Genomic DNA, 20,286 nt, shown 5'->3' on the forward strand with positions numbered 1-20,286 from the left:
TGCTGGAATTTATAGAAAATAACAGAATCATATCTGAAAAAGAAGAATGAAAATAAATTCTTCATCTTGTAACAAATCTATAAAGGCTGTCTAACAGCTTTATCTATATAACTATCTTTCCAATGGAGCAGGAAAAACAACTATAATTAAAATTATGGCAACTTTACTTAAAGCAGATGCTGGAAGTGTTGTAATAAACGGTTTGGATATTGAAAAAAATCCAGGGAAAGTTAGAGCCTCTATCAGTCTTACTGGTCAGTTTGCTGCTATTGATGAAATTTTGACTGGGCGTGAAAATCTTCAAATGATAGCAAAACTTAGACATATTAAAAATCCAAATGCAGTAGCAGATGAATTAATTAAGAGATTTGGTATGTCAGAAGCAGCAGATAGCAGAGTTGGTACTTACTCTGGAGGTATGAAAAGAAGAATTGATATTGCAATGAGTCTTGTTGGAAAGCCGAAGATTATATTCCTAGATGAGCCAACAACTGGTCTTGATCCAGAAGCACGTTTAGAAGTTTGGAAAATTGTAAAAGAGTTAACAGCTTCAGGAACTACAGTATTCTTAACAACTCAATATTTAGAAGAAGCAGAACAACTTGCAGATAAAATTGCTATTCTTCATGGAGGGAAAATAATTGCTTTAGATACACTAGAAGGATTAAAAAAACTATTTCCGCCTGCAAAAGTTGAATATGTTGAAAAACAACCTACATTAGAAGAAATATTCTTAACAATCATTGGTAAAAGGGAGGACAAATAAATGGGATTTACAAATAAATATTTTTTCAAAGATATGAGTGTTATGTTTGGGCGTTCTATGCGTCATATTTTTAGAAGTATGGATACAATTATTACAGTTTGTATCACACCAATAGCAATGATGTTATTATTTGTTTATGTATTTGGTGGTGCAATTGAGACAGGTACAGAAAATTATGTTAATTATCTATTGCCTGGTATAATGTTAATGGCAATTGGTAGTGGAATTGCATATGTAGCTTATCGTTTGTATATAGATAAAGAACGTGGTATATTTGAACGTTTTCACTCTATGCCAATTGCTCGTTCTACAGTATTATGGGGACATGTATTAACTTCATTAATTTCTAATGGAATTTCTGTAGTGATAATTATACTTGTTGCTTTATTAATGGGCTTTCGTTCATCAGCAGGAATCTTAGAATGGTTAGCGGTATTTGGAATCCTTGGGATCTTTACACTTGCTTTAACTTGGATTGCTGTAATTGCAGGGCTTGCTGCCAAAACCCCAGATGGTGCAGGTGTATTTTCTTACCCAATAATCTTTTTACCATTTATAAGTTCAGCCTTTGTACCAACAGAAACTATGCCTTCAGTAATAAGTGCTTTTGCAGAAAATCAACCTGTAACACCTATTGTAGAAGCTCTTCGTAATTTATTAGCAAATAAGCCAGTAGGAAATGACATTTGGGTTGCCCTTGCTTGGTGTATAGCAATAATTGTTGTAGCTTATATATTTGCAATGAGAATCTATAAGAAAATATGAATTGTAAAGATAAACTTATAAAAATATTATAAGATGGATGAAAAAATTATAAAATGAGAAAAACATCTCAAATTTAAGTAGTAGGTGGTGTAAGTCTTTTATTATTTGGATCTATAGAAACATCAGGACTTAGAACCTTTATAGAAGAGCAAGTAGATTTTTCAAAATCAAAAAATTTAATACTTACATCAGTTATCTTTATGATAGGATTAAGTGGTATAAAACTAAGTGTAGGTGTTATAGAGTTAAAAGGAATGGGACTACAGCGGTAGTTGGAATTGCTTTAAACTTAGCATTTCTAATATTTGATAAATTAGGAATTATGAATGAAGAACCATAAATAGGTAGACTTAGAGAAATTTTTAATACATAATAACGAATTAATTAAAGTTATGTGAAACTATGATAGTTAAGCATAACTTTTTTTATTTATAATGCATGATAGAAATGAATGTAATTAAATAAAATAATCTATAAATTTACAAAATATGATATAATAAACAAACGAGCTTTTGCTATAGAATAACTATTAAAATTGAAAGGATATTGCTAATGAAATTAATATATATTTGGGTGGAAGAATTTAAAAATATGAAACAAACGGGATTTAGTTTTACAGATAAATTTAAAGTTAAAGTTAAATCAAATTTAGAAAAGTATGATGTATTAATAGAAGAAAATAATAGAAGTGTAGAGTCATTATTATTTGGTGAGAATATAAACTTAGTATCTGTTGTTGGAGATAATGGAGCAGGCAAAAGTACATTACTAGATTTGATAAGAATAATGTTATTTGATCAAAATCGTATAAAAAATAGAAATGTAGGTTTTAGCATATGGTTTCAGGAAAATAAATTAGTAAAATATGCATTCTGCAATAAACACGTTACTATAAATGGAGAAGCTGTTAACAACGTAACAGATGATAACGAATTTAATCTTATATATTACTCAGATACATTTGATATTAAACACTATGATGATGATTTTGATGATGGAGAAGATGTTGAAACCTATATTGAAGAAGATGATTGGAATCGATACTTTAATGACCTTGAAGATGAATGTATTGTACAACAGTTAAGTTTTCAAAATAGATACATGAAACAGTATAATGTTTCAACTACATTTTTATTAAAAAACAGTAAAAATGATAAAGATAAAATTATTAACTTTTTTCATGACGAAGTAAAAAGGCATATAGATTTATATAGTAGAATCAGAAAAATATCAGATTATGAAAATAATATGTTAACATTAAAAATACCAGATAGCTTAACTATTTCAATAAAATTTTTATCACCAAAGATATGTGACGAAGTATTAGATGATCATTTAGTAAATTATTCATATAAAGATATAAGAGATGCTAAACATGGTGGAAATTATACAGAATCAGTAACAATTTATTTATTACAAGAATTACTAAAAATTTATGATTCAGTTGTAAATAAAGGTGATTATAAGATTATTTCAAAGATAGATATTAATTCACTTAACGATATTATTTGTTGGAATTTACTTATTATCTATATTTATAGAATATTAGATGAAAGAAAAGAGGTCTGGGAAAATGATAAGGATGACTATGAATATGTTGATGGAAAATTAGAAGGCATTATTGAAAAATATAATAATGCCAAAGATATATTTAAATTTTGTAGAGAATTATTTGAAGTAGTTGAAAAAGGTGAATATGAAGAAAGTTTCAAGAAAATATTAGATTTTTATGAATGTTTAAAAGATTTTAGAATAAAAAGCGGACATAGTATAGATATTAACTTTAGATTTTCAGATGAAATTATGAGTATTTTAAATGTCAGTAATAGATTTGTTGATGTATTTCAGCAAAATTCTTTATACAAAAATGGTTGGAATGGTGAGAAAGACATAAATGATTTTATGAATTTATATAGTAAATATGAAAAAATAGTAGGGCATTTAGATTTTTTCATGTTAGATTGGGGAATGAGTACTGGGGAATTTAGTTTATTTAGCATATTTGCAAGAATATACAGCTCTGTAAGTAGAATTCAAAAAGAAAACGGAACTGATATAATGATTTTACTTGATGAAATAGATAATACTTTTCATCCTAGTTGGCAGCAGACAATAATAAGCGATATAATTAATTTTTTAAAATTATTATATCCAGAAAAAAGGTTTCAAATAATTTTCACAACACATTCACCAGTACTATTATCTGATATACCTAAGCAGAATGTTATATTTTTAAAAGAACAAGCAATAGAAGAAGAACATGAACAGACTTTTGCTGCTAATATAGCAAGTTTATATTATGATTCATTTTTTATGAAAAAGGGCAGTATTGGAAATTTGGCACATAATTGCATTAACAATTTGATTAATGCAATGAATAGTGTAATTGAAGATAATATTTCAGATATTAAAATACGAAGGAGAATATTAGTTAATAGATTTTATGAATTACATCATAAAATGTTTAATAAAGATTTTGATTCCGAGCAATATGAAGAAAAAACTTATCAAATAAGGAATTTAATAAATTCAGTGGGTGAAGGAATATGGAGATATAAGCTTAATGAATTATTTGAACAATGTGAAGTAGTTTCAGAAGAAAAAAATATCAACAAAGAATTCTTAGAATATATTGAACAATTAAAAAATTCAAAAGGAGAAACTGCTGTAATAAAATTATTAGAGGAATTAAAGGAGAAAAATAAATGATTCCTATAAAGAAGCGTTTGGATTTAATAGAACAAAAAGAATATGTTTCAAAAGTAATGGAGTGCATGGAGACACCTAAGAAAAATAAATTGAAAATAAGTATTGAATTGATACATAAAGATATAAAGATGAATGATTATGGATTATATAAGGATTTACAAATGAATAGTGAACTTTGGGAGAAAGAAAAAAGTAAATATTATATGATATATTCATGGCTAACTTTAGATTATAGTTTATTAGAACAAATTAAAAATTATATTAATAAAAACTATATAGAAAGTAGTTTGAAAAACTATAGTAGCATTTTACAGAAAAATAGATGTAAGGAATTACGAGGTTATTGTGACTTGGTAAAAAGACGAAAATATTCGTATAGTAAGAATAAAAATGTATCTGTAGAATTAAATAAACCGAATGGCTATGATAAAATATATTCAGAATTTGATGACTGTAAAAATATTTATGATCTGTTTTCTAAAAAGCAAATTAATAGATGGGTAATAGAAAAGACCGATGTTAAAGTATGTCCATATTGTAATTTGGCCTATACATATAACAGAAAAGATAAAGCAACTGCCCAATTAGATCATTTTTTTAGCAAATCAGAATATCCAATGTTTGCACTATGCTATTATAATCTGATACCTTCTTGTCCTGCATGTAATCATATTAAGCTTGATAACAATAAAAAAATGTCATCACCTTATGAGAAAAATGCATTTGAAAATGTAAAAATTAATTGGAAATTATTTAACGATAATAATCCTGATGAAAAAGCTTTGAAAGAATTGTGTAAAGAGATACAAATAAATATTAAATCTAATAAAGAAGCGGATATGAATAATATTACTATTATGAAACTTAATGAAGCTTATAATTGTCATAAAGATGATGCTAGTGAAATTATAAAAAGAATACAGACCTACTTAAATGAAAGTTCAAAGAAATTGATACAGTCAATAACAGTTAAAAATGCAATTAGTGACGATGAAATTGAACAGTTCTATTTTGGGATGTACTTAGATGAAGCAAAGGATACAAATAAAATATTATCTAAAATGGTTAGAGATTTTACAAAGCAATATAAGAAAATGAAATCAGGTGATTAGCAATTTAAATTTCAAAAAATCCAGGGCTACATAGCTTACACAGTTATATTCATGGTATAAAACTAAGCATAGGTGTTATAGAATTAAAATGAATGAGGGACTAGCAGCTGTAGTTGGAATTGCTTTAAATTTAGCATTTATAATATTTGATAAATTAGGAATTATGAATGAAGCAGCATAAATAGAGAAATTTAGAGAAAATTTATATAAATAATAACAAATTGATTAAAGTTATGTGAAACTATGATGGTTAGCATAACTTTTTTTATTTATAATGCTATATGGAAATACATCTAGTTAAAGAAAATATAATAAATTGATAGGAGAATAAATTTTTACTAAGTTTAATAGATAAAATTGAAGAGATATACCTAAATATTTAATACAACCTTGATTTGTAAATGTTTTCGATATAATATGATATTATTAGAGTTTATAGGGATGGAGAGGGTTTAATATGCCAATGTTAAAATTTAAGGGAATAGAAACTGAAGAGGTTTGTACAATAAGTAAGAATTTAATAGACGAATTACAGGAATTAATTCAATGTCCAAGAGATTATTTTAGTCTTTCAGTTGATAAATCTGTCTATATAAAAGATGGGGAAATAGTTAAAAGTGAACCTATAGTAGAAGTTTCATGGTTTGATAGGGGACAAGAAGTACAGGATAAATCTGCAAATATAATTACTAAGTATGTTCATTCTTTGGAATATCCAAATGTGGATGTTATCTTTTTTAAATTAGATGAAAGTAAGTATTACGAAAATGGAGAGCATTTTTAATTATTTAAGTAAATATACTGTTAGTAGTAGATAATTGTATATTTAGAACTATTGTTTATGAATTATCTACAATTACATTTATATTTACTTATTAAAAATTTACGATTATTACTTAATGAATATAGGACATTTTATAAAAGTTAGTTAAGTATATCTAATGGGGTGATAAGATGATAATAGAAGTTAATAATAGTATTATTGAAAAGCTGACACCTACAGAAAAAGCTGTAGTTAATTATATTAATTCTAATGCAGATAAATTATCTAATATGTCTATTGTTGATGTAGCAGAAGAATCCTTTACTTCTCCTGCAACTGTATCAAGAACAATAAAAAAATGTGGATTTGAAGGTTTTTCAGAATTGAGATATAAAGTATCTGCAAAAGAAGAGCATAATCATGATTCTAAAAAAGTAAATGAAATATTAGGAAAATCCTTAATTGAAGTAACAAAAACTGTTGAAAATATATCTATAACTAAGGTATTGAATATAGTTAAGATTATTAAGGAGTCTAAGAGGATTTATATATTAGCAAGAGGATTAACTGAATTAGTTGCACAAGAATTTAACTTAAAGCTGCAACTTTTAGGATATAATACATTTTTGATTGTAGATCCAAATATAATGATGAATATATGTAAAACAATTGAAAAAGAAGATGTAGTTATTGCATTTTCATTAAGAGCTGAAACTAATGAAATATTAGAATCTGTTAAAAGTGCTAAAGATTCTGGTGCTAAAGTAGTTACATGCTGTTGCGTAAGAAAAAGTATCTTAGAGGAATATTCAGATGTGACTATAGTTGGTTATAAACAATCTAAAACATCTATAAAAGAATTTGAAGTTACATCAAGATTGCCATTATATATTATTTCAAGAGCAATAATAGATTATTTAATAATATAAAAAATGTATCCTGAAAATTAAAAAAATTGATTTTCAGGATACATTTTTATTTAGAATACAAGTAAAATAGCCATAGTAGCATAAAAAGGGTAAAAATAGATGAAAAGATTTTAGAAAACATTTTCCGTATGATAATGCTAAAATTTAATTATAGAAGAGAATTTGTTAAGTTGATATTAAAAATAGCTTAATAAATCTTAGAGATTTGGAGGGATATTATGAAAATATTATCAACAATGGAAATGTTAAAAAAGGCTCAAAGAGAAGGATATGCTATACCAGCATTTAATATTCATAACTTAGAAACATTACAGGTAGTTGTAGAAACAGCAGCAGAATTAAAATCACCAGTAATACTAGCAGGAACTCCATCAACTATTGAATATGCAGGAGGAGAATTTATAGTAGCAATGGCAGATGCAGCAGCTAAAAAATATAATATTCCTATTGCAATACATTTAGATCACTTTGAAGTAATAGATGAAATAAAGCACTTTGTTAATTTGGGATTTAAATCAACTATGATAGATGCTTCTCATGAGACTTTTGAAGAAAATATAGAAATAGTTAAAAAAGTAGTTGAATATGCTCATAAATATGATGCAACAGTAGAAGCAGAACTTGGTAGACTTGGTGGACAAGAAGATGACTTAATAGTAGACGAAAAAGATGCTAAATACACTAATCCAAAGCAAGCAAAAGAATTTGTTGAAAAAACAGGAATAGATTCATTAGCAGTAGCAATTGGAACAGCACATGGATTATATAAAGGCCAAGCAAAGTTAGATTTTGATAGATTAAAAGAAATAAGAGATATGGTAGATGTACCATTAGTTTTACATGGGGCGTCAGATATACCAGATGAATTAGTTAAGAAGGCTATTTCACTAGGAATATGTAAAGTAAACGTAGCAACAGATTTAAAAATTCCATTTTCAGGTGCAGTAAAAAAATACTTTATAGAAAATCCTGATGCTAATGATCCAAGAAAATATATGGCTCCAGGAAAAGAAGCTATGAAGAAAGTAGTTGCACATAAAATAATGATTTGTGGAAGTAATGGAAAAGCATAAGTAAAAGTGGGGGAGATATAAATGATATATACGCTAACAACTAATCCAGCAATTGATATGAATTATACAGCAGAAAGTTATGAACCATTTAAAGTTAATAGAACAACTAATATAGAATACTCTCCAAATGGTAAAGGAGTAAATGTATCTCTTGTATTAAATCATTATGGAGTAGAAAGCAAGGTACTAGGCTTTTTTGGGGGATTTACAGGTGAATTCATAGTAGATGAACTTCAAAAAATGGACATAGAAGTTGAGTCTTTTTGGATTGATGAGCCAACTAGGATAAATGTTTTTATAGATACTAAAGATAAAAAGGAATTTAAATATGTAAATAAGGGCCCCTTTGTTCCTATAGAAACACAAAAGAATTTATTAAGTTATATAGAAAAGTCTGAGGATTGTAGTTATTTAATTATAAGTGGAAGCTTGCCTCAAAGTATAGATGAAAAGTATTATGATGAATTATTAGAAATATGTAATAAAAGAAATATAAATATAATTTTAGATATAAGCTCACAAAAATTAAAGGATTTATTAAAATATAAACCTTTATTAATTAAACCAAATGATGAAGAAATTAAAGATATTTTCGGACTAGATATAAATAATGAAAAAGACGTTGTGAATATATTAAAGTATTTAAAAAAGGAGGGAGCACAAAATATTCTTTTAACTTTAGGAGAAAAAGGAATGTATTTTTATAATGGAAATAAGATATATTATTGCAACGCACCTAATGTAAACCTTTTAAATTCTGCTTGTTCAGGTGATTCTGCTTTGGCAGCATTTTTAAGTGAATGGTTAAAAGAAAATGACATTGAATATGCTTTAAAAAAGTCATCAGCTACAGGTGGAAATGTAGCTGAGTCAAGAGGTATTGGAACTTTAAATAAAGTTGATAATTATATAAAAAATTTGGATGTTAGGGAGGTATTTTAAATGAAAAAAATTATTGCTGTTACAGGTTGTCCAACTGGGATTGCACATACTTTTATGGCAGAAGAATCATTAAAAAAAGCTGCTAAAGAAATGGGGATTGAAATTAAAGTTGAAACTAATGGAGCTATTGGTGTAGAAAATGAATTAACAGAAAAAGATATAAAAGAAGCAGATGGAGTTATAATAGCATCAGATAAAGATGCCAGGGCAGATAGATTTATTGGCAAACCAATTATAGAAACTTCTGTTCAAGATGGTATACGTAAACCAAAAGAACTTATTCAAGCAATATTAGATGGAAAAGCTCAAATTAAGAAGTCAACAACACAAAGAAGTGAAAATACTAATGAAAAAACAGAAAAGAAAAATGAAGTTATAGGAAAAGAATCATTTGGTAGAAGTATATATAAGCACTTAATGAATGGTGTTTCACATATGTTACCATTTGTTGTTGCAGGTGGTGTATTAATAGCAATATCTTTTTTATGGGGAATATACTCAGCAGATCCAGCCTCAGACCAATATAATAAAATTGCTGCTATGCTTAAGGGGATAGGTGGAACAGCATTTTCAATGATAGTACCAATATTTACAGCTTTCATTGCATCATCAATTGCAGGCAGATCAGGAATGGTTGCAGGGTTTGTTGGTGGATTAATAGCAGATGCAACAGGAGCAGGCTTTATAGGAGGAATAATAGCAGGATTCTTTGCAGGATATTTAATGCTAGGATTAATTAAAATGTTAGCAGGACTACCAAGACAATTTGAAGGTCTAAAATCAATCTTTTTATTACCTATACTTGGAATACTTGCAACAGGAATATTAATGACATTACTAGGAGAACCTGTATCATATATAAATAATTCAGTAATGGATTGGCTTGCATCATTAGAATCAGCAAATCCAATACTTTTAGGATTAGTAATAGGATGTATGTCAGCATTCGACTTTGGAGGACCAGTTAATAAAGCAGCATACATTACAGGAACAATGCTTTTATCACAAGGAAATTACTATTTCATGGCTGGAGTTTCAGCAGCATGTATAACACCACCTTTAGTAATAGCATTAGCAACAACAATATTTAAAAAACAATTTAATGAAGAAGATAGAGCAGCAGGATTAGTTAACTATATTTTAGGATTTACCCATATAACAGAAGGAGCAATACCATTTGCTGCTAAAGACCCACTAAGAGTAATTCCTATATTAATGGTAGGATCATCTATATCATCTATATTAACTTATTTAATGAAAGTTCAAGTGCCTGCACCTCATGGTGGATTCTTAATACTTCCAATTGTTGAAAAACCATTCATTTGGGTAGGATGCATATTAATTGGATCATTAGTTGGAGCTATTTTATATGGATTATACAAAACACACTTAAATAAAAAAGCAGCCTAATTAAATACAAGTTAAGAGGGGATAATTATGGAATTAAAAGACTTAATCAAAGAAAGTACAATAAAACTACAACTCGATGCTAAAGATAAAAATTCAGTTTTAGATGAAATGATTAAACTATTAGTTGATGATAATGTAGTAACTGATAAAAATAAATTTAAAAAAGACATTTTAGCAAGAGAAGAATTAAGTAATACAGGAATTGGTTTTGAAATAGCAATTCCACATGCAAAATCAAAAGCAGTAAAAGAAGCAAGAATAGCTATAGGGATAACTAATAATGGAATAGATTACGGATCAATAGATGGACAAGATATAAAAATGATATTTATGATTGCAGTTAGCGAAGACCAAAGCGATTTGCATTTAAAAGCTTTAGCTAACCTATCAAGAAAACTAATGCATGATGAATTTAGAGAAAGCATTTTAAATGCGAAAACTGAGATGGAAATAATAGATATGTTATAAAAATTAAAAAAAGAAGGCTTAAAGTAAATTAAAAGTTTAAGTTGGAAGTTAAAATATAAAAAGTTTTATAATAGAATAATATATTTGAAAAGAACATGTTCGCTTTTTTAGGAGTGGATATGTTCTTTTTTGTGGAGCAAAATTATATTAACCTACAGCTTATATTCTTAGAAATTTTAAATACAAACACTAATATATTTATTTCTCCGAAAGGAGCATTTTGAAATATTTATAATGTTTCAAAACTTATTATATTTTCTTATCATTTTTTAAATTTACAAGGATCTAACGAAACGCTAGCCACTTGTAAACTATTGATTTTAATAGCTCATAGAACATTTAGAAGGAAATTATATATATTATTCAACTATACAGAAAATTAAAGATTTTAATAATCACTAATAAATTAACTCTCAATAATAACTACATTGATTTATAAAAATAAAACTATTTTATAATTAGGCTTAAGTAAATTTAATTAAGTGCTATAGTTAATTTATAATGTCACTATTTAAATTGAACATTTTATTTGTTGTAATATTTTTACTTAAAAGGTATAATATATGTACATTTTGTTAATACATAGGGAGAAGTATTATGTCTAAAGATGATGATTATATTTACAGTTATATTGATAAAAAAATGGTTAAAGCAAATGATAAACATAAATTTGATAACGAAAGATACAAAAATAGAAAAAGAAACTCATTAAGTGTTATTGGAGCAATAACACTTGGAATTGCTTCAGGGATTTTAGTATTAAGCTTTATAATTTCTAAAGATATAGGAAAGGAAATTGGTAATATAGAATCAAATAATGTTTTAAAATCAGTTTTACCTAAAAGCAACACTAAAGTAGAAAATATGAGTAATTTTCTAAATACATCTAATAGTATGGTAACAGAAACTAATGCTATCCTAAAAAATATGATTAGTACTTATTCAAATAAAGATTTCTCAGAATCAACAAAAAATAACTTAGAAAATTCTTTAGTAAAATTAAATGATTATGACTTAAATCAATTTGATGGAAATGAATATACAAAATTAAAAAATAAGCTTGATGAACATATTAACATAATAAAAAATTGTGTTGAGTATTATTCTGTACTTACTAGTCAAAGTAATGAGGCTTCTAATTATATAAACAAGCTTATTGAACAAAAAAGAGTTTTAGGTGATTCATATATTGAGGATGTAAAAGATACATTAAATAAGGCTGGATTTAAATATGAGATTTTAGATGATGGTACTATTAAATTTTATTAGAAGAATAAATTGAATTATTGTATTAACATAAAAATATAAAAGTATAAGATCAAAAGGAGTTAATAAATGTTTTTTTCAATAATAATTTTAATAATATTGATCTATCTAACAGTTAATAGTTCAAAAATTAAAGGTGTAAAAGGGGAAAAAAGAGTAAATTTAATTTTGAAAGATATTCCTAATTCTAAGGTTTTAAATGATATAATGTTGAAAACTCAAATGGGGACAAGTCAAATTGATCATATCTTGATAAATTCAAAAGGTATATTTGTAATTGAAACTAAAAATTATGATGGATGGATCTTTGGAAATGAAAAATCTAAATATTGGACGCAAATTATATATAAAAAGAAAAGTAAATTTTTAAATCCAATAAGACAAAATTATGGTCATATTAAAGCTATAGAAGAATACTTACCAAACAAAAAGGAAATGTTTCATTCTACCATAGTTTTTAGCAATAAGTGTGAATTTAAAAAATTAGAAGTGACAACACACGTATTAAAGGTAAGAGAACTAAAAAAATTCTTAAATGAATTTAAAAGTAATATTACTTTAACTAACGCTGATATAAATTATTATTTCATGATTCTGCAAAAAAATAATATTACTGATGAGGTTGAAAGAAAAAAACATATAAAGAGAATTCGAGAATCTAATACATAGTCTTAACATAAAGTTATTTAAATATCTCTAATATAATTCTTTAAATTGTTATAGTATATAATCTATATAATTATTGAGGCTTAAAATAATAATAAATTTAAGTAAATAATAGTGAATCCATTAAAGTTATGTGAAACTATAGCGGTTAAGCATAACTTTTTTAGATGTAAACAAATTCAAGACTATATTTATTAATAAAGATAAAATATGGTAAAATACTTATTATAGAATAGTGAAAAGTACAAAGAAATTGGCAATAAAAGAATAAGTATATATTTTAGAGTCCATATTGAAAATCAATTATAAGAGGTAAAAAGGATGAAAATATACAATAAATTAATAAGAGATAGAATACCAGAAATAATAACAGCAGATGATAAAATATGTGAAATAGAAATAGTTAGTGGAATAGAAAAGCAAGAACTTTTAGAAAAGAAATTATTAGAAGAAGTAAATGAATATTTAGAAGATAAAAACCTAGAAGAGCTTGCAGATATTATGGAAGTGCTATTTGGACTTGCAAATGAACTAGGATATAGTGAAGAAGATTTAATAAAGAAAAGAAATGAAAAGCTAAAAGAGCGTGGTGGATTTAAAGAAGGAATAATATTAAAGAGCGTGAAATAAATTTCTATTTAAAGGTACAAAAATAAATTAATGACTATTTTCAAAATACATGGAGGTATAAAAATGGGATTACCAAAATACTATGAAATGCACAAACCTTTTTTAGAATACTTAAAAGATGGCAAATTACACACATTGAAAGAATTAAAGCAATTTATAAGTAAATATTTCAATTTAACAGAAGAAGAACTTTTAGAGTTACTACCTAGTGGAAGGCAAACAGTATTTATTAATCGTATTGGATGGGCAAGAACTTATTTAAAGAAATCTGGTTTAATTGATAGTCCTGCAAGAGCTTCATTTATTATTACTAATGATGGGTTAGAAGTTCTTAAAGATAATCCAGATGTTATTGATAGTAATTACTTAATGAAGTTCGAGAGTTTCAGAGAATTTCAAGGTGTAGTTATAGATATAAAAAATAATAATGAGACATCAAATGATATTAACAATACACCTGATGATACTTTTGAAGATTCATTTAGAAAAATTAACAAAAGTTTAGCAGAAGATCTTCTTGCAGAAGTAATAAAACTTTCGCCAACAGCATTTGAACAAATGGTTATTGATTTACTTTCAAAAATGGGATATGGTTCCTTTGAAAATGCTGGGAAGACAACTGCTACTACTGGAGATGAAGGTATTGATGGCATTATAATGGAAGACAAACTTGGATTTAATTTAATTTATATTCAAGCAAAGAAATGGGAGTTGAATAGCAAAGTAGGGAGACCAGATGTACAAAGTTTTGTTGGGGCCATATCTGGTAAAGGTGGTAAAGGTCTATTTGTTACAACTGCAAAATTTTCAAAACAAGCTATTGAGTATGCGAAAAATCAGCATATTATACTAATCGATGGCGAGAAATTATCAAATCTCATGATTGAACATAATTTTGGGGTTACAGTAAAAAAAGTTTTTGAAATTAAAGCAATTGACACCGATGTGTTTAATGAATATTTAGAGTAATAAGCTTTTAGTAATATACAATTATTATGAAGCAAAAAATGATATTAAATTTAATTAAGATACTATAGTTAATCTCTAATATCATTATTAATTTATCTAACTAGCGAGTTTTAATATTAAAACAGATTTAAATGGAGATAGAATTTATGTATATAAATAAAGTACAACATGAATTAAATAAAGATACTCATATAGAAGAAAAAGGTATCATTTTAAATAGTAATGAAATGATTTTATATAATTTACCTAGTTCTAGTAATGTAGATACAAAAATATTTGCTAGGTTATTAGAAGATAGTAGAGTAGTTGCAAGCTATAAAATGTATTGGCTTTTAGGTATTTTAGAAGAAGTGAATTTAGGTAATATTGAAATAACCTTTAAAAGATTAGTTGCACGAATGTTAACAGCAGCATGGTACCCGACTTTGCAATATAAACTATATTTTGGACAATTTGATAATTTAGTAAAATCAATAAATTACATATCAAGTATATACAGTGTGCCTACTAATATTAATAATAATGAATTATTAGAATTTATTTGTAGTCTTGATGATAATATATTAAATAAGCAAATGAAGGATTTAACAAACAATGTTCCATATATGCTTTTAACTCCTTTTTTTGATGATAAAATAAAAGGAACTTCTAGCTCAAAAAGAGTTAGAAAAATAATAGAATTATCTTTAAGTGAGTCAGGTGTTTTATATAAGATAATTAAAGATAGCAATAATATAGTTATGGATGAAGATTGGGCAATCTATATGAAAAGTAATTATAAGGTAATAAAATCTTGGATATATTATAAGTTAAGTTGTTTCTTACAAAAAAGAAATCCAAATGTACCAGCAATTATATTCAAATTAGATCCACCTATATGCAGAAATTTATCTAAAGCAACAAGAATATGGACAAGTATTATTGCAGATAGAAATGTTAAAGACATTTATACAGAAAGAGAGTTTTCGCAGGAAAATTATGATGAACTAGGAGTTTTGAGTATAGATCACTTTATTCCTTGGAGCTTTGTAATGCATGATGAGATGTGGAACTTAGTACCTACCTTTAAAAATATAAATAGTAGTAAAAGTGATAAACTTTTAAGATACGAAAATTATATAGATGATTTTTGTGATATACAGTATGAAGCATTTTCTTTTATGTGTGATAACAATAAGAAAAAGGATTTAGAGCCGTACGTAGATATTTTGAGGTTAGAAAATCCATTAGATTTTTATAAATATAAAGGAAAAGAAGGTTTTTCAGAAAAACTAAAACTAAGTATAGCTCCAATATATAAAATAGCTGTAAATCAGGGGTTTAGTGTTATTGATAAGTTATAGATTATAAGATTAATATAAGATTAATATAAAATAAGAATCAAATAATAATACAAGTTAATACATATTAATATATATTTTTAATAATCTAACTCGAAAACAAGTTAACTATTAAAGACTTAAGTGAAATATGCAATTTTTTGGATATTAATTTAAAGATATAAAGTGAGTAAAAAATTATATATAATTATTTATATCTAAATAATACTGTATTTAAAGACTTAATATAAAAAGGTTGTATCAGATCCTCCAATCAATCTGATACAACTCCTTCTATTTCTCAATCAAAGGAACAATCCCAAGCTTTTCCTTCAACAATTCATATATAAAAACCCGTCCTTTTTCAGTCCAGTGGGTTACTATTGTATATTTTTCATCAGAGATATTTAATGTTTTAGAACTTGTATATCCCTGTGGTGCGTATTCTTGATATAAAACCCATTTATCTGAAATCCTGTATTGTACTCTTAATGAATTAAGGATTTTATTCATTTGAATTCCTGACATTCCATAGTCCTTTGCAATAATTGTTATAGGTATTAATAATTTACTATTTAGAACTTTATCATGGTAATTTACCTTTTCTTTAGATTCTTCAAGTTCAAACATTAATTGTTGTCTTTCTTCTTTTAATTCAGCAAGCAACTTTTCTAAAGTAGTTGGTTCTTTTAATCCATCTTCTATTACTTTATCTGTAGCATAAATTCCCTTAGACCTTATTGATGGAAGTATTTCATCAAAAACCCAGCTTTCAAATTTTTCAGCATAAGGTAATTTAGAATGAACAATAAGTCTAAATAAATCACCTTCTGGTATGAAACTAACATCTTGATTACCGCCTATTGTAGCAATTTTATATTTGATAGAATGTTTACAATGTCTATTCAAAGCTGCTCGTGCATTTGAATATCCAAGCATTGATGCACATTGAACAGCTTGAAAATAATCCTTTCCATCAAGCTCTAGTATATTCATTTCTCCAAAGGTGTCATTTTTGAAAATTTCCATTTTTTCCATATTTTTAATCCTCTCTTTCATATAAAATTTATTTTTTTAAAGGGAGTCGCGTTTTGCGACCCCCTTTAGAATCCTTTATTTTACAAGTATAAAGGGGCATTTTAATAAATTTTTTCATTTATTAAATATGCAGAAAGTAGAAGTTTTTAAAAAAATCCATATATTTATTTTTTATTTTCATTATATTTTTCTTAATTAAATAAAAAAGAGTAATTCAGAAAGTACTGTAACTATTAATAACATTAAACCAGATAATTTTGTGTTTACAGATATTCCTGAATTTAATGCAATTTATGTTTCAAGTAGTACATTAACTATAAATAATAACACCTATTAACGGAGAGGTTATCGAAAGACATCCTACTAGAGATAGTAGTAGTAGTACTAATGCAACCTTGATAGAGCTATCTTTATAAATATTCTGCCAAATAAAGTAGTGAAAAGTCTAAAAGATGAAAAGAGGGGGGAGGATTTATTTTCACATTATGTAGATATTTTAATTTAGAAATATGCACAAAAATGTGCATTTTAAATATTATATAATATAGGGTTTCACTAACAATATTTTAACTAGATTAAACTATGGAGGAAGTGTTATTATGAATGATAACAAAATAAATACAAATGAAAATATAGCTGAAAATGCAGCTTTAGTAGGACAATGTGCTGAGGTTAAGACTCTACAACAATCTTTAACTGAACAAGCTTCTGTAACTCCTGATGTTATTGCACCAGGACCAGTAGTTGTTAAGGTTCCAGTTGTAATAGCTGAAACTAATATAACAATCCCAGTGGAAGCTACTATTAAATTAGATCATCCTGCTATAGAAATTAAGAGAATTAGAAAGAATGTATATTTAAATCAATCTAGAATTATTCCATTTTCTCAAGATGGTCTTTTTGGTACTGGAATACTATTCATAGCTGGATTTATAAGAAAGAATATAGAATATGCAACTAAAACTTGCAGTAGGTATGGATCTCCTAATATTTGTGGTAATATAAGACATTGTACAGTTGAAGTACCTTTTAACTTTACAACAAGAATTACTTTCATTAGACAACCACAATTTATTACAAATTTACCTCAACTTGAAGTAGAATTCTTTACAGATAAGAATAAGAGTTGCGATGCGTGTGCAGATCCAGTTATTGGACGTAATGTTTGTGATCAAAGCTTTTTCACTTCAGAATTCTTTAATGAAAAACCTTTTACTGAATTAGTAAGAGCAGATATTGCTGAAGTTGATATTCACACAGATCCATATAAGGACTGTGAAAATCCTACAGAACAACTTTTCACTAAAATTACAGAAAAAGTTGTAGTTAATCTAACATTGAAAGTATTACAAAATCAACAAGTAAATGTTGCAGCATTAGGATTAGGTAGAGAATAAGTTTATGAATTGAACTAAAAAATTAATTTTATAAAATCTAAAGTATTAAGATAAAAATTATATTGATTAAGCATATCCCTGTCATTACTTAATTTAAGTTTTGTCAGGGATTTTTTTATTATGAAATAATAATTATATTATAATTGATAAACTTTATTATATTTATTAGTAAAAGAATACCTTAGTTTATTTATGTACAATAAATGCGAAATTTGTATATTATACATTAGATAGTTAACTAACTATATCAAACTAGATAAAATGGAGGATACTTTTTAATGAGTGATAATAATGAAAATACAAATGAATATAAAGTTATAGAAACTCCTTGTACAACTGTTATTTCTGAAGTAGAGTCATTTAATAAACAGAGTTTTAAAGAGCTTGATGTTGTTACATCAGGGCCTGTATTTGCTAAGCTTCCAGTTGTATTAGCAGAAGTAAATATAACAATTCCTCTTGAAGCCACTTTAACACTAGATAGAATTGCTATGGAAATTAAACGAATTAAAAAAAGTGTGTTTTTGACTCAATCTCGCATTGTACCTTCTTCACAAGATAGTCACCCTGGTACTGGAATACTATTTATAAAAGGTTTTATAAGAAATACTATTGAATATGTAAATCAAAAATTAAGTGTACCCATAAGTAAAAATATCTCTGGAAACATAAGGTATTGCATAGTTGAAGTCCCTTTTGACTTGAGCACAAGGATTACTTTTATTAGAGAGCCTATTTGGGATGAAAATAATGAAGCAAATGAATTAGATTTTTCTACAGGCAATCTTAGTAGTTGTGATGATTGTTCAGATGAAATAATTGGAAGCAATCCTTGTGATGACAATTTTTTCTCTACAGAATTCTTTTACGAAAAACCTTTTACCGAATTAGTAAGAGCAGATATTATTGAAGTTAATATTAATACAAATTCATCTTTAAATAACACAACTCCTACAGAGGAAAGTGTTACTAGTATTACTGAAAAATCAATATTAAATTTAACATTAACAGTATTACAAAGACAACAAGTAAGAATTACTGCATTATAATTATCGAGTAAATATAAATCTAAAAATTAAATATTATTTGATAATATATTACAGACTTAAAGCTTGCCAAGGAAGTTTTTAGGTCTGTTTTAAAATTAGTTAATTATTTTCAAAATACTACAAATGACTGTCACTCTCCACCATTATTTCTATCTTAACACAGTACTTACTTTCATCTTTAGTTGAAAGTTCATTTAGGGGATATTCCTCATAAGCATCACTACAAATACGTAAGTTATTTTCTTTAATATAATCATATAATTTTTTATAAAGATCGTCAGATTCTCCATAAGCACATCTACCATAGAAAACAGCATATTTTCCTTCAGGTTTATATGATTTTTGATCATTCATAGCTTTAAAATAATATTGAATTGCATATAAAGGTTTTTCTGATTCAATGTCATCTTTACTAACAATAGCACCAAGTGGATAACCTATGTCAATCCCATTTTTAAAAGCAAAATTATAAAATGAAATAGCAGATTCATCTTGTGATTCTTTTATAGAATCTTTAGAAATTATTGGGCCTAGGAAAATAGGCTCTTTCTTTTTGTATTCAATATTTATGCTATTTTCTTTATATTTAATAGCATCCTCTGCCATATCAACATAAAGTTGCATAACTTCTAATATACGTTTAAGCTTTTTTATTTCAGTTAATATATGTTTTTTTTGTGAGCTAAATAATGCAAACATTTCTTCAGGACTACGTATATCAATATATTTTTTTATATCTTCAATTCCAATTCCAATTTCTCTGAGAGAGATAATCAAATATGCTGTAGTTAACTGACTTCTAGTATAGTATCTATAGCCATTTTCACCACGAAATTCTGGTGATAACAATCCTATTTGATCATAGTATCTTAGGTTTTCACGTTTAATACCTGTAAGAGCAGAAAATTCTTTAATTTGCATATTAGATTTATCTTTCATAAGTACCTCCGAATTTTAATTATACTATTGACATTAAAGTTACTTTAAGCTTTATAATACCACTGAAATCAAGTTT

At 26.5% G+C, this 20,286-nt stretch carries 18 protein-coding genes and 2 pseudogenes; 18 read left to right on the forward strand and 2 right to left on the reverse strand.

What is annotated here, in order from left to right; translation table 11 throughout:
- Positions 1-118: 118 nt before the first annotated feature.
- The 16 genes and pseudogenes from J7M87_RS01560 to J7M87_RS01635 all read left to right on the forward strand — a co-directional run.
- A pseudogene (locus J7M87_RS01560) lies at positions 119-766 on the forward strand (ATP-binding cassette domain-containing protein); the annotation flags it as partial.
- Positions 767-1,531 (forward strand): ABC transporter permease, encoded by a 765-nt coding sequence (locus J7M87_RS01565; protein ID WP_291648006.1) that lies wholly within the window; start codon positions 767-769, stop codon positions 1,529-1,531.
- Positions 1,532-1,608: 77 nt separating this feature from the next.
- Positions 1,609-1,871 (forward strand): annotated as a pseudogene (locus J7M87_RS01570) (solute carrier family 23 protein); the annotation flags it as partial.
- A 212-nt stretch (positions 1,872-2,083) separates the two neighbouring features.
- Positions 2,084-4,240 carry an AAA family ATPase gene (locus J7M87_RS01575; RefSeq protein ID WP_291648008.1) on the forward strand — a complete coding sequence of 719 codons (2,157 nt, stop codon included), beginning with the start codon at positions 2,084-2,086 and terminating at the stop codon, positions 4,238-4,240.
- Positions 4,237-5,352, forward strand: a complete 1,116-nt coding sequence (locus tag J7M87_RS01580; RefSeq protein WP_291648010.1) for a hypothetical protein — start codon at positions 4,237-4,239, stop codon at positions 5,350-5,352. Before J7M87_RS01575 ends, J7M87_RS01580 begins: the two co-directional genes overlap by 4 nt.
- A gap of 457 nt (positions 5,353-5,809) precedes the next feature.
- The gene (locus tag J7M87_RS01585) at positions 5,810-6,136 is read left to right on the forward strand and encodes a DUF1904 family protein (protein ID WP_291648012.1); all 327 of its coding nucleotides are present in this window, start codon (positions 5,810-5,812) and stop codon (positions 6,134-6,136) included.
- Positions 6,137-6,306: 170 nt separating this feature from the next.
- Positions 6,307-7,044 carry a MurR/RpiR family transcriptional regulator gene (locus tag J7M87_RS01590; RefSeq protein ID WP_291648014.1) on the forward strand — a complete coding sequence of 246 codons (738 nt, stop codon included), beginning with the start codon at positions 6,307-6,309 and terminating at the stop codon, positions 7,042-7,044.
- A 215-nt stretch (positions 7,045-7,259) separates the two neighbouring features.
- Complete coding sequence (locus tag J7M87_RS01595; RefSeq protein WP_291648126.1) at positions 7,260-8,117, forward strand: tagatose bisphosphate family class II aldolase; 858 nt, start codon at positions 7,260-7,262, stop codon at positions 8,115-8,117.
- 21 nt (positions 8,118-8,138) lie between these two features.
- Positions 8,139-9,059 carry a 1-phosphofructokinase gene (gene pfkB / locus J7M87_RS01600; protein WP_291648016.1) on the forward strand — a complete coding sequence of 307 codons (921 nt, stop codon included), beginning with the start codon at positions 8,139-8,141 and terminating at the stop codon, positions 9,057-9,059.
- Positions 9,060-10,469 carry a PTS fructose transporter subunit IIBC gene (locus J7M87_RS01605; protein WP_291648019.1) on the forward strand — a complete coding sequence of 470 codons (1,410 nt, stop codon included), beginning with the start codon at positions 9,060-9,062 and terminating at the stop codon, positions 10,467-10,469.
- Between the two features lie 27 nt (positions 10,470-10,496).
- Positions 10,497-10,937: a fructose PTS transporter subunit IIA gene (locus tag J7M87_RS01610; protein WP_291648021.1), complete on the forward strand. Its 441-nt coding sequence runs from the start codon at positions 10,497-10,499 to the stop codon at positions 10,935-10,937.
- 597 nt (positions 10,938-11,534) lie between these two features.
- Positions 11,535-12,206: a hypothetical protein gene (locus J7M87_RS01615; RefSeq protein WP_291648023.1), complete on the forward strand. Its 672-nt coding sequence runs from the start codon at positions 11,535-11,537 to the stop codon at positions 12,204-12,206.
- 66 nt (positions 12,207-12,272) lie between these two features.
- Positions 12,273-12,872, forward strand: coding sequence for a nuclease-related domain-containing protein (locus J7M87_RS01620; protein WP_291648025.1), 600 nt, complete (start codon positions 12,273-12,275; stop codon positions 12,870-12,872).
- Between the two features lie 318 nt (positions 12,873-13,190).
- Positions 13,191-13,499 carry a nucleoside triphosphate pyrophosphohydrolase gene (locus J7M87_RS01625; RefSeq protein WP_291648027.1) on the forward strand — a complete coding sequence of 103 codons (309 nt, stop codon included), beginning with the start codon at positions 13,191-13,193 and terminating at the stop codon, positions 13,497-13,499.
- A 63-nt stretch (positions 13,500-13,562) separates the two neighbouring features.
- Entirely contained in the window at positions 13,563-14,468 is a 906-nt protein-coding gene (locus J7M87_RS01630; RefSeq protein ID WP_291648029.1) for a restriction endonuclease, read from the forward strand.
- A 146-nt stretch (positions 14,469-14,614) separates the two neighbouring features.
- Entirely contained in the window at positions 14,615-15,811 is a 1,197-nt protein-coding gene (locus J7M87_RS01635; protein ID WP_291648031.1) for an HNH endonuclease domain-containing protein, read from the forward strand.
- Positions 15,812-16,081: 270 nt separating this feature from the next.
- On the opposite strand, the gene J7M87_RS01640 is transcribed toward J7M87_RS01635, so the two are convergent.
- Entirely contained in the window at positions 16,082-16,825 is a 744-nt protein-coding gene (locus J7M87_RS01640; protein ID WP_291648033.1) for a phage antirepressor KilAC domain-containing protein, read from the reverse strand.
- A gap of 599 nt (positions 16,826-17,424) precedes the next feature.
- Here J7M87_RS01640 and J7M87_RS01645 point away from each other — a divergent pair.
- Together J7M87_RS01645 and J7M87_RS01650 are read left to right on the forward strand one after the other, a co-directional pair.
- A complete protein-coding gene (locus J7M87_RS01645) occupies positions 17,425-18,222 on the forward strand; it encodes a CsxC family protein (protein ID WP_291648035.1) in 798 nt (265 codons plus the stop codon).
- 278 nt (positions 18,223-18,500) lie between these two features.
- Positions 18,501-19,271, forward strand: coding sequence for a CsxC family protein (locus J7M87_RS01650; protein WP_291648037.1), 771 nt, complete (start codon positions 18,501-18,503; stop codon positions 19,269-19,271).
- Positions 19,272-19,388: 117 nt separating this feature from the next.
- Here the strand turns inward: J7M87_RS01650 and J7M87_RS01655 are convergent, their stop codons facing one another.
- Positions 19,389-20,210: a MerR family transcriptional regulator gene (locus J7M87_RS01655; protein WP_291648038.1), complete on the reverse strand. Its 822-nt coding sequence runs from the start codon at positions 20,208-20,210 to the stop codon at positions 19,389-19,391.
- Positions 20,211-20,286: the final 76 nt, after the last annotated feature.

It is taken from the genome of Clostridium sp. (assembly GCF_017888565.1).
GTDB lineage: Bacteria > Bacillota > Clostridia > Clostridiales > Clostridiaceae > Clostridium.

What these genes read in the sequence shown, in the direction of transcription:
- J7M87_RS01630 (WP_291648029.1), top strand. Translation starts at nt 13,563, where the DNA reads ATGGGATTACCAAAATACTATGAAATGCACAAACCTTTTTTAGAATAC.
- J7M87_RS01655 (WP_291648038.1), bottom strand. Translation starts at nt 20,210, where the DNA reads ATGAAAGATAAATCTAATATGCAAATTAAAGAATTTTCTGCTCTTACA.
- J7M87_RS01650 (WP_291648037.1), top strand. Translation starts at nt 18,501, where the DNA reads ATGAGTGATAATAATGAAAATACAAATGAATATAAAGTTATAGAAACT.
- J7M87_RS01580 (WP_291648010.1), top strand. Translation starts at nt 4,237, where the DNA reads ATGATTCCTATAAAGAAGCGTTTGGATTTAATAGAACAAAAAGAATAT.
- J7M87_RS01635 (WP_291648031.1), top strand. Translation starts at nt 14,615, where the DNA reads ATGTATATAAATAAAGTACAACATGAATTAAATAAAGATACTCATATA.
- J7M87_RS01565 (WP_291648006.1), top strand. Translation starts at nt 767, where the DNA reads ATGGGATTTACAAATAAATATTTTTTCAAAGATATGAGTGTTATGTTT.
- J7M87_RS01585 (WP_291648012.1), top strand. Translation starts at nt 5,810, where the DNA reads ATGCCAATGTTAAAATTTAAGGGAATAGAAACTGAAGAGGTTTGTACA.
- J7M87_RS01640 (WP_291648033.1), bottom strand. Translation starts at nt 16,825, where the DNA reads ATGGAAAAAATGGAAATTTTCAAAAATGACACCTTTGGAGAAATGAAT.
- J7M87_RS01610 (WP_291648021.1), top strand. Translation starts at nt 10,497, where the DNA reads ATGGAATTAAAAGACTTAATCAAAGAAAGTACAATAAAACTACAACTC.
- pfkB (WP_291648016.1), top strand. Translation starts at nt 8,139, where the DNA reads ATGATATATACGCTAACAACTAATCCAGCAATTGATATGAATTATACA.
- J7M87_RS01575 (WP_291648008.1), top strand. Translation starts at nt 2,084, where the DNA reads ATGAAATTAATATATATTTGGGTGGAAGAATTTAAAAATATGAAACAA.
- J7M87_RS01645 (WP_291648035.1), top strand. Translation starts at nt 17,425, where the DNA reads ATGAATGATAACAAAATAAATACAAATGAAAATATAGCTGAAAATGCA.
- J7M87_RS01590 (WP_291648014.1), top strand. Translation starts at nt 6,307, where the DNA reads ATGATAATAGAAGTTAATAATAGTATTATTGAAAAGCTGACACCTACA.
- J7M87_RS01615 (WP_291648023.1), top strand. Translation starts at nt 11,535, where the DNA reads ATGTCTAAAGATGATGATTATATTTACAGTTATATTGATAAAAAAATG.
- J7M87_RS01620 (WP_291648025.1), top strand. Translation starts at nt 12,273, where the DNA reads ATGTTTTTTTCAATAATAATTTTAATAATATTGATCTATCTAACAGTT.
- J7M87_RS01625 (WP_291648027.1), top strand. Translation starts at nt 13,191, where the DNA reads ATGAAAATATACAATAAATTAATAAGAGATAGAATACCAGAAATAATA.
- J7M87_RS01605 (WP_291648019.1), top strand. Translation starts at nt 9,060, where the DNA reads ATGAAAAAAATTATTGCTGTTACAGGTTGTCCAACTGGGATTGCACAT.